The following is a 12,505-nucleotide window of genomic DNA, read 5'->3' as shown; positions in this document are numbered from 1 at the left end:
ACCTATTTCATAAGAATAGCGAGCAATACACCTACACAAAAAGCGTAAGCGAGATTCCGCAAAGGGTGGTCACGTGTCGACTCACATCAATCCGCTACATTAGCTTTACCTTTATCCATTACTTTATCTTTATAATGTTCCATAACAGAATGATAAATTATCTAACTGCTCATCTAGAATATCTCCGGATTTACCTTTTAAATTACGTAATCTTGACACTAAGCTTTCAATATCTTTTTTGATACCTTCGACATCTGCTGTAGCAGAGTTTGAATTTGATTCTTTTATAATTTACTCCTTTATTAGTTTACATTTTGTTAAGCAAATTATTTTGCCTACAAAACTTATACGATGCTCCTCTTATAAGAACTTTACAATAGCTTAAATAATAAAAAAACCGAATCTAAACTAGATTCGACTAAATTTAATGATTTTTTATTTCGTATTACTTCTACTTACTACCGAATGAAGAAACAATTTTATTAATTAATGATTCAATATTAATTGCTGATTGAGTATATTTTATCTCTTCATTAGCCGCTAAATTTTCATCGTCATTACCTGGTACAATTGAAATATATTTACCTCCAAGTAACCCGCTGGTGACTACTTGGGCTTTAGAATCTTTAGGTATTTTAACATCATCATTAATATTTAGATATACACTTGCATCAAAGCTATTTGGATCTAAAGTAATTTGCTTTACACTACCGATTTTTATACCTGAAATCATTACGTCGCTTCCAACTGCTATCCCTTCCGCACTTTGGAAATGAGCAGTTACCTGATAGCCTTTTGAGCTAGTTATAGAACTACCTGTTTTGTAGGCAAAAATCAAAAATAGCAAAGCAATAATTAATACTACAAAGCCTATAATTGTTTCAATAATGTTCTGTTGCATTGTTTTTTATATTTTATTAATTAATTACGGTTGCCATCTATTATATTTAAGATTTGATGTTTTAGGCAGCTTTTTAACTATTTTATTATTCTTTTGCCATGGAAAAAGCTGAATATTTTTTGGTATCTCATTTACTAAATGATGTAACCAAGCGTGCCAACTTGGCGGAATTTTTGTAGGTTCATTTACATTTTTATAAATAACAAACCTCCTTGGACGCCCTAAACAATCAATATTACGGCTTTCATAATATTGATTCAAAAACTCATCTTCTCCTACTTTTTTGTGAAAAAAAGTAATAAAAAACTTATCTATCCACGACATTTTAAAATTTCTATAGCAGTTTCTCTTCCTTGCACTGCAAGTTTATCGGCAGCAATATTACCGCTATTATTTGCATGACCTTTTACCCATTTCCAAATAATAGTATGTTTACTCAATTCTGCGTATAATTTTTGCCATAAATCGGCATTTTTAACGGGTTCATTGTTGCTTTTACACCAATTATTTTTTATCCAATTATGAATCCAAGCGGTAATTCCTTGTTGCAAATATTTACTATCGGTATAAATCTCAATATTACAAGATTTTTTTAAAATCCTCAAGGCTTCAAGTGCTGCCGTAATTTCCATACGATTATTAGTCGTATCTAACTCATACCCAAATACTTCTTTGCTAGTATCATTAAATTGAAGCAAAGCTCCCCACCCTCCGGGACCTGGATTACCCGCACATGCACCATCAGTATATATCACTACTTTTGAATCCATAATATGCATTAACTAGGTTTAGGTTTAGAAGAATTACGAAACTTATCTAACATTATAACATTTGGACTTGAAGATGATGAAGTCTGATAACTTTTATTATTACTTATTTCCTCTTCATGTTGAGGATTTTCATGTATATTTAACGACTGATTAAAAGTGAGACTGTAATTATTATTGGAATCAACAAAGCTAATCAGTGCATCAAAAGGTACGTAAATTATTTCTTTAACACCGTCAAAACTTACTGTTAAAGAAAAGCCCGTATCATTTACTATTAAATTTTCAAACTGATATTGCAGTACTATCGTTATCTGTTTCGGATATGCCTGTTTAACTTTTGAAGGTAAAATTACCGCAGGGTTATCGGTTCTGTACGATATGTATATTAACTGATCCCAATATAAATTTTCATGCTGAATTTTTGTTAGAATTTTTTTCACAAATTCTAGCATATATTCATGCACAAATTTTTTATATTCAATATTCATACGAGAAAAATAAATAAAAATAGGTCGACGAAGTTTAATTTGAACAGTTTACGTCATTACGAGGAAAAACTGTAAGTTTTGACGAAACAATCTCAGGAGTCCTACTTTATGAGATTGCCACATTCTCTACGTTCGCTTGCAATGACAAGATCAACCGTTTTTAGGCAATGCCAATTTTTCAAATTAAACAAGTATAAGTGAGGGTTTTTCTGTTGCCCGGCACACCCTCCAGCCGCGTAGGATTAAGCTGCTAAAGCTAAACGACCTACAGAACGATTATTATCGTTTGCGTTTCTTTGTTTTGACCCATATGGCATAAGCCATCGGCGGAATCATCCCGAGTAAAAGCAATCTTTTTATTAGGCACGTCGATCCTATTTCGCCCCCCAAAAATACTCGATGAACTTCGTATTGTCTACTCTTTTAAGAGTTATTACATATTTAAACTTTTCTAAATGACGTAGCTAATAAAGAGAAATTTGAAGGCGACACGGAACGCAGAACCGCAGGGTACACACAAGTAACGTGAGGATTCGAATACCGGATCGACGTACAAATTACCTTTAGGAGCAAGTTATTTAGAAAGTTTTGGTGGAGGCGTCGGGTACTGCCCCCGAGTCCGCAACCTCTATTCTAAATTACGTTTATTACTATAGCTATATTAGCACCAAATATTATGCCTTAATTTGATTAAAATGTAAAGGTCAAATAAGAATTCTAGATTTATATTAAAAATGGACTTATAATAAATGTTTAGAATTCTAAATTAAAAACTTAATTATGCTACCAAATCTTGGAATTATCGCCGGTAGAGGTTCATTACCTTACTTAATAGCAGGTAATTATACAAAGCAAGGCGGTAATTGCTATATCGCGGCAATTAAAGACGAAGCTGATATAGATCAAATTAAAGATTTTGAATATAAGATTTTAAAAATCGGTATGGTCGGGGAAGCTATAAAATATTTTAAGGAGCATAAGGTAAAAAATATTATTTTTATCGGTGGAGTTAATAGACCGAATTTTAAAAATTTAGCCGTAGATAAAATAGGCGGTTTATTGCTTTTCAAAATAGTTGGGCAAAAAATTCGAGGAGATGATAGTTTGCTAAAAACAGTAGCGGATTTTTTTGAAAGTTACGGTTTCAAGGTAATTTCAAGTAATGAAATATATAAAAATCAACAAGGTAACTCCAATATTATAACCGATACTAACCCTATAAGTTCAGATAAAAATGATATTGAGCTTGGAATAAAATTATTGAATCATCTAAGTGCATTCGACATTGCACAATCGGTTATAGTTGAAAGTGGCTACATACTTGGTATAGAGGCTGCCGAAGGAACGGATAATTTAATAACGAGATGTGCAGATTTACGTAAAAATCCTCATGGAGGAGTATTAGTAAAAATAGCGAAATTAGATCAAGATAATAGACTAGATATGCCGACGATCGGTCCTAATACTATAAAGAATCTTGCTAAATATAATTACAAAGGGATAGCGATTCAAAAAAATAACGTAATTATAGTCGAAGAAGAATTAACTATAAAACTCGCTAATGAACATAAAATTTTTATAACAAAATGTTAGCAATAGGTATTACCGGTAGCTATGCATCGGGTAAAACTTTTATGTTGGATTATTTAGCAGAAAAAGGATATAAAACTTTTTGTGCCGATAGATGCATAAAAGAATTATATCAAGATGTAGTTTTGCAAACTCAGATTTTAAAATTACTACCTGAACTTGAGTCTTTCAATATTGGAAAAATCAGTAATTTAATTTACAATAACGACCTAGCTAGAGAAAAACTACAAAATTTTATTTACCCCTTACTAATAGATAAACTCATTTTCTTTAAAAAAGAAAATGCTAATTCCAAATTTGGCTTTGCCGAAATACCACTGCTTTATGAAGCTAAATTTGATAAATATTTTAATTTTGTCGTAACAATATACTGCTCTGAAGAAATAAGAATGCAAAGAGCAATAACGAGATCTTCTTTTGATATAGAAATTTATAATAAAATCAAAGAAATTCAACTACCACAAGAGAGCAAAATAGCAAAAGCAGATTTTGCTATAAATAGCGGCGTTGATATGTTAGACTTGGAAAAACAAATAGCGAAGCTAATAAAGGATTTGGAATGTCGAGTTTAAGAGAAATAATTTTAGATACCGAGACTACGGGACTTGACCCACGACAAGGTCATCGAATCGTTGAGATCGGTGCTATTGAGATGGTAAATAAGGTATTAACAGGCAGGAATTTTCATTTTTATATAATCCTGAGCGAGATATGCCGTTTGAGGCTTATAGAATTCATGGTATATCCGGCGAATTTTTAAAAGACAAGCCTCTATTTCATACAATAGCCGATGATTTTTTAGAGTTTATTTCAGATAGCAAGCTGATTATTCATAATGCTCCTTTCGATATTAAATTTCTAAATCACGAATTATCATTATTAAAAAGAACCGAAATTAAACTCTTGGAACTAGCAAATACTATTGATACTTTAGTAATGGCTAGAAGCATGTTTCCAGGCTCAAAATATAATCTTGATGCATTATGTAAAAGATTTAAAGTTGATAATTCAGGTAGGCAGCTTCACGGAGCTTTGAAAGATGCAGCATTACTTGCAGAAGTATATGTAGAGTTAATGGGCGGTAGACAATCCGCTTTTAAAATGGTTGATAAATCTGCCGGAATAAATAATTTAGCAACTCATCAAGTAAATCACAAAACAGAGCAAGCTACTATTGTTATTAAACCTACAAAAGAAGAGCTGCAAAAACATAAAGAGTTTCTCAGTAGGATTTTAAAAACTGCTTAGTAAAACGTCATTGCGAGGAGAGGCAAAGCCTCGACGTGGCAATCTCAGGGATTTTATATTTCATGAGATTGCTACGCTCCTTTTAGTCGCTCGCAATGACGATTATCAACAATCCCCTTAAAACTTATCTATGAAAACAAATTTTCTTGTATTTATAACCTTTACAATACTTATCTCTTTAGGCTTTTGGCAGCTTAGTCGTTTAAAAGAAAAGAAATTATTTTTAGCTTCAATGCAAGCTAACCTAACCTCACCTGCAATTAATTTAGCAGACATTCAAGACGGTTTACCTTATCACAAAGTAAAAATTACCGGTCAATTTTTGCCTAATAAAGACATATATTTGTACGGTAGAAGATCAATGTCGAGTGCAAAAGACGGATATTATTTAGTTACTCCTTTTAAAACCATAGAAGATAAAGTTATTTTAGTAGCACGAGGTTGGTTCAGTAATCGCAATAAAAATATTATCACGCAAGCTACAAACGACCGGCAGCACGAAATTATCGGCGTTACCATGCCATCAGAAAAAACTCGTATCTACTTACCTGCTAACGATATAAGAAATAATGTGTGGCTAACGCTAAATTTAAAAGAAACATCCAAAGTGTTAGGCTTAGATCTTGAGAATTTTTATATTATTGCGGAAGGAAAAGATATTAGCAATCTAGATATTTTATTACCTCTTGCAATAAATTATTTAGCAGTAATCAGAAATGACCATTTAGAATACGCCCTAACTTGGTTTGGACTTGCTATTTCTTTAATCGTAATATATGTAATTTATCGGCGTCATTATATGGCTGTGGATGTCATCCCGCGAGCTTGTAGCGGGATCCAGAAAAATAATTAAAAAGACTGGACCCCGTGGTCAAGCCACGGGGTAACAGTAGAAAATCGACACATAAATGAGTGATTTACAAAGAGAAGCATCCGATCCTAATTACTCCGTTTGGGTATCGGCATCTGCCGGTACCGGTAAAACCAAAATCCTAACCGATCGATTTTTACGTCTGTTAATAACGGGCGTAGAGCCTTCCAATATTTTATGCCTTACTTTTACTAATGCTGCAGCTATAGAGATGCAAGTAAGGATTAATAGCAGACTTAAATATCTTTCTCTTTGCAACGCCGAGAAACTAGAAGAAGCACTTTTCTTAATGAGCGGCAATAAGCCATCGCCGCAAGAAACAGAAAACGCAAAAACTTTATATGATAAAATACTAAATAGCAATAAGCTTTTAAATATCTATACAATTCATGCTTTTTGTCAAAAAATCCTTAACACTTTTCCCTTAGAAGCCGGCATAACACCAGAATTTAAAATCCTTGAAGAAACTAAATTACAAGATATCTTCCTAAATATCAGAAACGAAATTTACTTAAGCGATGAACATAATGACTTAATAAAAAATTTACTTAACCGATTTCATGAAATAACTCTGCAAGATATTTTTACCGAGATAATCGAGCAGAAAATTAAATTCAGAAAGTTATTTATAAATAAGCAAATTCCCAAAGAAATATCTAATAAAAGATTAGCGTTAGGGGAATTAAATAATATTTACGATAAGGTAAAAAACTTATTTGCCGAGTATGATGTGGAGATAGCACCAAAAGAAATTTTTTTTACCAAAGACGGGAAAAAACGACAAAGCCTTTTATCGAAAGAATTAATAAGGAAATATCCTAAATTATTACTAGAGCTAGAAAAAATTACCTCTGAAATTTACCGATTAGATGAGCTGCGTCGCATAGAAGAGCTAGAATATCATACGAACTTACTTACTAAACTTGCGCATATTATTTTAAAAAAATACGATTCATATAAGGAAGAAAATAATTTACTCGATTACGACGATTTAATTTACTACACCGAGAAATTACTAAATAATAAAACTACTCATAAGTGGTTACTGCATAAGCTTGAAAACGAGATAAATCATATTCTTATCGATGAAGCACAAGACACAAGCCCCCCGCAGTGGAATATTATTACTACTTTAATAACAGAGTTTAATGCTGTAGAGAGGCCAAATAATAGTGTTTTCATAGTCGGCGATGATAAACAATCGATCTTCAGTTTTCAAGGGGCTGATCTTCATAATTTCAACTTATTAAATGAGCGACTAAAAGCAAATCTTACAAATGCTAATAAGAAATTCAAAAATATCACCCTTGAATATTCTTATAGATCATGTACAGAGATTTTACAATTTACTTATAATGTTTTAAAAAATATAAAATCCAATTACCCGAGTTTATTCCTTTCGAATAATCCTTTAATATCCTCATTTCGTACACATCAAGGCTCTGTAACGGTTTGGCCATTAGTGACGAGTGAAAAACAAGAAGAGCTTTTTTGGGCACTACCTGCAGATTATGAAAATTCTAAATCTGCTGCCGATTTACTCATAGAAAAAATCGTAAATTTTATAAAAGAACAAATAGAAAGCGAAGAAATTTTACCGTCTACTGCAAACAGAATATCTGAAAAAGATTTCATGATATTAGTCAGAAAGAGAGATGAATTTAGTAATAATCTGATCAAAGAACTTAGCAAAGCTAAGCTTAAAGTTGAGGTAAGCGATAGAATGAACCTTAAGGAAAATCTAACTATAATGGACTTAATTTCATTAGCTAAATTTGTGTTACTACCTGATGATGATTTAAATCTTGCCTGTTTACTAAAATCACCGATTATTGGAATAAGCGAGCAGCAATTATACAAACTTCTTGTAAATAAAAGTGAGAATAGCTTATGGGATATACTCTCTTCACATGAGGAGATATATAATAAGTTAGATTCTCTAATTGAAATTTATAAAATATCGATTGTTGAGAACTTCTTTGATTTAGTGGTGCATAATCTAAATTTACGAGAGATTTATGATGATGATAGTGATGATATGATAAATGAGCTATTAACATTAAGCAAAAACTATGCAAATGATATAGATAATTCACTGCAAGGATTCGTTGCTTGGTTTGAGAATAACGATATCTATATTAAACGTGATATGGAGCATTCAGACAAAATAAGAGTAATGACCGTCCACGGCTCTAAAGGGCTTGAAACTCCTATTGTTATATTATGCGATTCTACTACTTTACCGATAAGCAGCAATAAATTTATTTGGGATGATAAAGGAGAAATGTTTTTCTCTGCTAATGCTGCCGATACTCCTGAGTTTTTGCAAAAGCTGAAAGAAGCTGAAAAATTAAAAGATTTGCAAGAATATATAAGACTACTCTACGTTGCAATGACAAGAGCTAAAGACAGGCTGATTATATGCGGTTTTAGTAATAAATCTACCACTCCTGAAAATTGCTGGTATGAAATAGCCAAACAAACTTGCGATAAATTTCTCAATTAGTAGCTGCTATATTAAATATAATATACTATTAAGACGCACATATATTTAAATAGCGTCTTATGTTAAAAATTTTAGAAAGTTTCTTTGAAAATAAAGCAAGAATTAAAATAGAAAGGTTAAACAATTACCATCCCTGCATTATGCTTATGAAAAAGGTAATAAGGAATAATACTTAAATTTTTTTCTTTTAAGGCTTGTTTATACTTTATTATTTTAGAAATAACAACTACAACAAGAAAAATAAAAATACTTATTAACATAAGATATAAGATATTTAACTGATCAAACATCATTAATTTCACAGAATTTAGTTAGATACTACATAATAGTAGTAACATTTATTTAAATTTCAACTTAAATATTTTTTATTTAAATTTAACTCCTATATCTTAAATTTAAATCATTTATAGATATTGTCATAAGAAAATTAATAAGATTTTTATTGAAACCGCTACTTATAAAATAGATAGCATAATAATTTATGCATTATGATAATGATCATGCCCTAATAAATCAGATTTAAGAATACCACAATTATATTCATATAAATCTAAATAAGCTTGTAATTCATGAACATTTTGTTCTATTTTTTCATAATTATATTTATATGAGTTTTGGAATTTTTCAACTAATTTACCTTTATTAACAACTTTTTTATAAGAATCTTCTTTAAAAAACCCATCTTTTTGTTCTTCACTACGAAAGTAATCCTTAAATTCACTATGTTTTTTTCGGTAAATTATAGATAAATTCTGCAAATTTTTCTAATTGAATATTGGTAATTAGAGTCAATACCAAACCTATATTTTTATTGGTTAACTCTTGAAATTTCATGCTCTATTGTATCTTTTTGTTCAATTTCAATAACATTATTAGATAAAATAACTAAATCTTTTTTATTAACCTCTTGCTTTTCAGATTCCTTTAGTTTTATATTCAGTATTTCCTCTTCTAATGCCTCTTTACTCAATAATTTTTTTAATGCAGCAAGCCACGGACCAAAAGCTGTACTTTCTAACTTTTTAAAATATTCTTTTAACTTCATAACTAATTTCCTTGTTTATATTTTCTTAGTTTAATTTATAGTACTAGTTGGAAGTAATCAAGTTATAGAGCTAAGAAAAATTAATACTTTTGTAAAAATTATATATAGCGTAACAATTGAAAAACAGTTTTAAAATGCTTAAAATAATTTGACTATTTTAGAAAATTTTAATAAAATCTATTAATAAACTCAATCGATAATACAAAATATGAAAACAGCTTTTATCTTCCCCGGTCAAGGGTTGCAATTGATCGGCATGGGAAAAGATTTTTATGATAATTTTAAACCCGCCAAAGAAACTTTTCAAATCGTTGATGAAGTACTAAACCGAAAACTCACCGATATAATTTTTAATGGACCTTCTGAAGAACTTACCTTAACCACTAACACACAACCGGCATTAATGGCAGTATCTATGGCAATAATAAATATTATCAAAGCTGAAACCGGTAAAAGTTTGGATAGTCTTTGCGATTATGCTGCCGGTCATTCGCTAGGTGAATATAGTGCTTTATGTAGCACCGAAAGTATTAACCTTGAGACAACAACAAAACTACTTCATATACGTAGTACATCTATGCAGGAAGCATGTCCTGAAGGTGAGGGAAGCATGGCGGCTTGTATCAATATTCCGCTTCAAAAACTTGAAGAAATATTAGAAGAGATCAATAAAATAAATTTATGCCAAATTGCCAACGATAACATTGAAGGACAAATAGTTATTAGCGGCAAGACCACAGCTATAGATCATGCTATTAGTATAATTAAAGATTTAGGTTATAAAGCGATAAAGCTGAAAGTCAGTGCTCCATTTCATTGTAGCTTAATGAAACCGGCAGAAGAAAAAATGCGAGTAGCTCTTGATAAAGCTGTAATTAATAAACCTCTGATACCGATAATCCAAAATTATACCGCAAAACCTACTCTAGATCCTACAGAAATCAAACAAAATTTAATGCTTCAGATATGCGGGCGAGTTAGATGGCGTGAAACTCTAGAACTATTTCACAAATTAGAAATCGCTCATATAGTAGAAATAGGGGCAGGAAGCGTACTAACAAATATGCTCCGGAAAATTAATTATCCATATAAGTTAAGTAATATAAGTAATTTAGAAGAACTACAGCATTGTTTAGATAACGTTAGTCAATAACTGTCTCTAATAACTTCTGATTCATAAAGTTTTTAAATTAACTTAATATTATTATATGCAAATTAGTTTTAGTTTTTTTAAGCAATTGCTAGAATTATTCACTAGTGATTGGCAGAGCTATTTAGACAAGGTAATAGAGGATTTTAAAATTTAGCCTTAACAGATACTAATGATACATTTTTAAAAGAAGAATGTTATAAAAAAATTGCTCTTATCCAAAAAGACATTAAAGAAGGTGAATATCCATGGTATGTTGCTCCTTTTAATAAAATAGATCATGCAAGTTTATTACTTACCAATATTCATATATTAGAGCTTGATTATCTAAATCAAAATACGGTAAAAGCAGTAAAAAATATGCTGCGAAATAACTTCAAAGATATATATAATCCGGAAATTTATATTATTGCTAATTATAAAGAACCTATAATTAAAAACTATACAATAATAGATAAAATAGCCAAAGGTAAAGTTATTACCTTTGAAGATTTAAATATTAAATATGTAGATCACACGGATGAAGAGTTACAATATATTGGTGATATAGTAAATGATATTAGAAAACTAGACAGCGAGTTAGTAGCAGATATTCAAATATCATCAAATTTATTTATCAATTTTATTTTGTAGATTTCTTATTACTCAGTGTACAATCATTTTTATGGCTGCATATTTTGAAGAATTACACAATTTTCATCAAAATTTAGATAACCTCAATTTTTTAGTACCGTTACAAAAATATATTCCCGAATGCCAACCAAAAGACTATAAGAGTTTCAATCTTAAAGCAATAACTTGGAATAGATTTTTAGTTAAATATCAGAAATTATTTGATATTTGTGATGATAACACGGATATTAAAACTATCGAAGCCAAGGCTAAACAGTTTTACAAATATATTGAATATTTTATTGAATATTTCCGTAGTTGGGATGATTTACCTAGTTATTGGTATATGGACTTTAAAGGGCTACCCGGGTGTGATAAGGAAGCTTTGATTATGAGCAATTCCGTAAAGCCGGGAAATGATTATATTGAGTTAGAAAAATTATAAAATAATTCTAGAAATTTTGCTTATTAGATGATATAAAGTAAGGCCATAACCGGAGAGATGGCCGAGTGGCCGAAGGCGGCGGTTTGCTAAACCGTTATACGGGTCATACCGTATCGAGGGTTCGAATCCCTCTCTCTCCGCCAGTCTGTACAGTTAGCCAATTCTTGTAGTGCTATCTAAGTATAATCTTTATCACCAAGCATATTATAGATTTCCGGCATATATTTATGTTTCAGCCAAATCTCAAGGCTACCGATAATATAAAGGTTATTTTTAGCTCTGCTAATACCGACGTTTAAGACGTTTGGCTTTTGCGTCATTATATTTCTTGCACCTTTATCAAGAGGATGCTGAGCTCCTAGTAGTATTTTACCGTATCGTTTTCTGTGCCTTGAAATGCATGAATAGTGCCGATATTTTTATATCCAAATGCTTGAATTGTTTTCTCATATCTTGAATCGTCATATTATTTCATTCAATTTTCTACGAATAGATTCGCTGTAATCTTTATACATTGTAATAATGTAAATTTGTTTGAGCAAATCATCCCCTTTTTTCTCTTTTAATACTTGGTTTTAATAACTCTAGTAATTTTTGAAATTCGGCTTCCGATTCATATTTATAACGTTGAACCTTATTATCTTTCATATCTATCCATTTTGAAGTACCTAAAATCGTTCTAATATCAGAGTTACAGTCAGAGGTAGCAAAAATCATTTTGTCACCGTAAGCTATTTTTTACATATTTTAAACATCAGATTTTGACATCTTCTATGCACTAATAAAGGGAAACCAACCGTAATATCATCTATTTTTGTTTGATATAAAGAATTACGGTCAGCTAGGTTTTGCAATGAAACTTCCGAAGGTGACCACTCA

15 protein-coding genes, 1 tRNA gene, 1 other RNA gene and 2 pseudogenes are annotated in these 12,505 nt (G+C 30.9%); 9 read left to right on the top strand and 10 right to left on the bottom strand.

Annotated features, from left to right (window positions below; genetic code table 11):
* Positions 1-2: 2 nt before the first annotated feature.
* The 6 genes and pseudogenes from RAT170B_RS12095 to ssrA all read right to left on the bottom strand — a co-directional run bounded on the left by RAT170B_RS12095 (position 3) and on the right by ssrA (position 2,865).
* Positions 3-288, bottom strand: a pseudogene (locus RAT170B_RS12095) (hypothetical protein).
* Positions 289-451: 163 nt separating this feature from the next.
* On the bottom strand, positions 452-901 hold the full coding sequence (gene mlaD / locus RAT170B_RS02685; RefSeq protein ID WP_004997581.1) for an outer membrane lipid asymmetry maintenance protein MlaD: 450 nt from the start codon (positions 899-901) through the stop codon (positions 452-454).
* Between the two features lie 24 nt (positions 902-925).
* Complete coding sequence (locus RAT170B_RS02680; protein WP_014014720.1) at positions 926-1,225, bottom strand: NADH-ubiquinone oxidoreductase subunit NDUFA12 family protein; 300 nt, start codon at positions 1,223-1,225, stop codon at positions 926-928.
* Complete coding sequence (gene rnhA / locus RAT170B_RS02675; RefSeq protein WP_004997577.1) at positions 1,213-1,680, bottom strand: ribonuclease HI; 468 nt, start codon at positions 1,678-1,680, stop codon at positions 1,213-1,215. The genes RAT170B_RS02680 and rnhA overlap by 13 nt, the downstream gene beginning before the upstream one ends.
* Entirely contained in the window at positions 1,680-2,159 is a 480-nt protein-coding gene (locus tag RAT170B_RS02670; RefSeq protein WP_014014721.1) for an SspB family protein, read from the bottom strand. The genes rnhA and RAT170B_RS02670 overlap by 1 nt, the downstream gene beginning before the upstream one ends.
* 196 nt (positions 2,160-2,355) lie before the next feature.
* Positions 2,356-2,865: a transfer-messenger RNA gene (gene ssrA / locus RAT170B_RS08370) on the bottom strand.
* Positions 2,866-2,939: 74 nt separating this feature from the next.
* Here ssrA and RAT170B_RS02665 point away from each other — a divergent pair.
* The 5 genes and pseudogenes from RAT170B_RS02665 (at position 2,940) to RAT170B_RS02645 (ending at position 8,374) form a co-directional block, all read left to right on the top strand.
* On the top strand, positions 2,940-3,752 hold the full coding sequence (locus tag RAT170B_RS02665; protein ID WP_045805556.1) for an LpxI family protein: 813 nt from the start codon (positions 2,940-2,942) through the stop codon (positions 3,750-3,752).
* Complete coding sequence (gene coaE / locus RAT170B_RS02660; protein WP_045805555.1) at positions 3,746-4,321, top strand: dephospho-CoA kinase; 576 nt, start codon at positions 3,746-3,748, stop codon at positions 4,319-4,321. The genes RAT170B_RS02665 and coaE overlap by 7 nt, the downstream gene beginning before the upstream one ends.
* Positions 4,309-4,997 (top strand): annotated as a pseudogene (dnaQ, locus tag RAT170B_RS02655) (DNA polymerase III subunit epsilon). The gene coaE and the pseudogene dnaQ overlap by 13 nt, the downstream one beginning before the upstream one ends.
* Before the next feature lie 130 nt (positions 4,998-5,127).
* The gene (locus RAT170B_RS02650) at positions 5,128-5,850 is read left to right on the top strand and encodes an SURF1 family protein (protein WP_045805554.1); all 723 of its coding nucleotides are present in this window, start codon (positions 5,128-5,130) and stop codon (positions 5,848-5,850) included.
* 55 nt (positions 5,851-5,905) lie between these two features.
* Positions 5,906-8,374 (top strand): UvrD-helicase domain-containing protein, encoded by a 2,469-nt coding sequence (locus tag RAT170B_RS02645; protein WP_045805553.1) that lies wholly within the window; start codon positions 5,906-5,908, stop codon positions 8,372-8,374.
* A gap of 479 nt (positions 8,375-8,853) precedes the next feature.
* On the opposite strand, the gene RAT170B_RS02640 is transcribed toward RAT170B_RS02645, so the two are convergent.
* The gene (locus RAT170B_RS02640) at positions 8,854-9,132 is read right to left on the bottom strand and encodes a hypothetical protein (RefSeq protein ID WP_045805552.1); all 279 of its coding nucleotides are present in this window, start codon (positions 9,130-9,132) and stop codon (positions 8,854-8,856) included.
* A gap of 50 nt (positions 9,133-9,182) precedes the next feature.
* The gene (locus RAT170B_RS02635; RefSeq protein WP_261368658.1) at positions 9,183-9,419 is read right to left on the bottom strand and encodes a hypothetical protein; all 237 of its coding nucleotides are present in this window, start codon (positions 9,417-9,419) and stop codon (positions 9,183-9,185) included.
* Positions 9,420-9,627: 208 nt separating this feature from the next.
* On the opposite strand from RAT170B_RS02635, the gene fabD reads away from it, so the two are divergent.
* The 4 genes from fabD to RAT170B_RS02610 all read left to right on the top strand — a co-directional run bounded on the left by fabD (position 9,628) and on the right by RAT170B_RS02610 (position 11,769).
* A complete protein-coding gene (gene fabD / locus RAT170B_RS02630) occupies positions 9,628-10,572 on the top strand; it encodes an ACP S-malonyltransferase (RefSeq protein ID WP_014014728.1) in 945 nt (314 codons plus the stop codon).
* A gap of 357 nt (positions 10,573-10,929) precedes the next feature.
* A complete protein-coding gene (locus RAT170B_RS02620) occupies positions 10,930-11,202 on the top strand; it encodes a hypothetical protein (protein ID WP_045805645.1) in 273 nt (90 codons plus the stop codon).
* 31 nt (positions 11,203-11,233) lie between these two features.
* The gene (locus RAT170B_RS12090) at positions 11,234-11,626 is read left to right on the top strand and encodes a hypothetical protein (protein ID WP_014014730.1); all 393 of its coding nucleotides are present in this window, start codon (positions 11,234-11,236) and stop codon (positions 11,624-11,626) included.
* A gap of 51 nt (positions 11,627-11,677) precedes the next feature.
* Positions 11,678-11,769: transfer RNA gene (locus RAT170B_RS02610), tRNA-Ser, on the top strand.
* Positions 11,770-11,802: 33 nt separating this feature from the next.
* Here RAT170B_RS02610 and RAT170B_RS11215 read toward each other — a convergent pair.
* Both RAT170B_RS11215 and RAT170B_RS10315 read right to left on the bottom strand, forming a co-directional pair.
* Positions 11,803-11,946 carry a DNA2/NAM7 family helicase gene (locus RAT170B_RS11215; protein WP_016770345.1) on the bottom strand — a complete coding sequence of 48 codons (144 nt, stop codon included), beginning with the start codon at positions 11,944-11,946 and terminating at the stop codon, positions 11,803-11,805.
* A 223-nt stretch (positions 11,947-12,169) separates the two neighbouring features.
* Positions 12,170-12,343, bottom strand: coding sequence for a hypothetical protein (locus tag RAT170B_RS10315; RefSeq protein WP_167310028.1), 174 nt, complete (start codon positions 12,341-12,343; stop codon positions 12,170-12,172).
* Positions 12,344-12,505 lie beyond the last annotated feature (162 nt).

Source organism: Rickettsia argasii T170-B, assembly GCF_000965185.1.
Lineage (GTDB): Bacteria > Pseudomonadota > Alphaproteobacteria > Rickettsiales > Rickettsiaceae > Rickettsia > Rickettsia rickettsii.
This window is presented reverse-complemented; position numbering and strand designations above follow the sequence as displayed.

Excerpts from the sequence above, each read along its gene's own strand:
- coaE (WP_045805555.1), top strand. The coding sequence starts at position 3,746 with ATGTTAGCAATAGGTATTACCGGTAGCTATGCATCGGGTAAAACTTTT.
- RAT170B_RS11215 (WP_016770345.1), bottom strand. The coding sequence starts at position 11,946 with ATGACGCAAAAGCCAAACGTCTTAAACGTCGGTATTAGCAGAGCTAAA.
- RAT170B_RS02670 (WP_014014721.1), bottom strand. The coding sequence starts at position 2,159 with ATGAATATTGAATATAAAAAATTTGTGCATGAATATATGCTAGAATTT.
- RAT170B_RS02680 (WP_014014720.1), bottom strand. The coding sequence starts at position 1,225 with ATGTCGTGGATAGATAAGTTTTTTATTACTTTTTTTCACAAAAAAGTA.
- RAT170B_RS02645 (WP_045805553.1), top strand. The coding sequence starts at position 5,906 with ATGAGTGATTTACAAAGAGAAGCATCCGATCCTAATTACTCCGTTTGG.
- fabD (WP_014014728.1), top strand. The coding sequence starts at position 9,628 with ATGAAAACAGCTTTTATCTTCCCCGGTCAAGGGTTGCAATTGATCGGC.
- rnhA (WP_004997577.1), bottom strand. The coding sequence starts at position 1,680 with ATGCATATTATGGATTCAAAAGTAGTGATATATACTGATGGTGCATGT.
- RAT170B_RS02650 (WP_045805554.1), top strand. The coding sequence starts at position 5,128 with ATGAAAACAAATTTTCTTGTATTTATAACCTTTACAATACTTATCTCT.
- RAT170B_RS12090 (WP_014014730.1), top strand. The coding sequence starts at position 11,234 with ATGGCTGCATATTTTGAAGAATTACACAATTTTCATCAAAATTTAGAT.
- RAT170B_RS10315 (WP_167310028.1), bottom strand. The coding sequence starts at position 12,343 with ATGATTTTTGCTACCTCTGACTGTAACTCTGATATTAGAACGATTTTA.
- RAT170B_RS02620 (WP_045805645.1), top strand. The coding sequence starts at position 10,930 with ATGCTGCGAAATAACTTCAAAGATATATATAATCCGGAAATTTATATT.
- RAT170B_RS02665 (WP_045805556.1), top strand. The coding sequence starts at position 2,940 with ATGCTACCAAATCTTGGAATTATCGCCGGTAGAGGTTCATTACCTTAC.
- RAT170B_RS02635 (WP_261368658.1), bottom strand. The coding sequence starts at position 9,419 with ATGAAGTTAAAAGAATATTTTAAAAAGTTAGAAAGTACAGCTTTTGGT.
- mlaD (WP_004997581.1), bottom strand. The coding sequence starts at position 901 with ATGCAACAGAACATTATTGAAACAATTATAGGCTTTGTAGTATTAATT.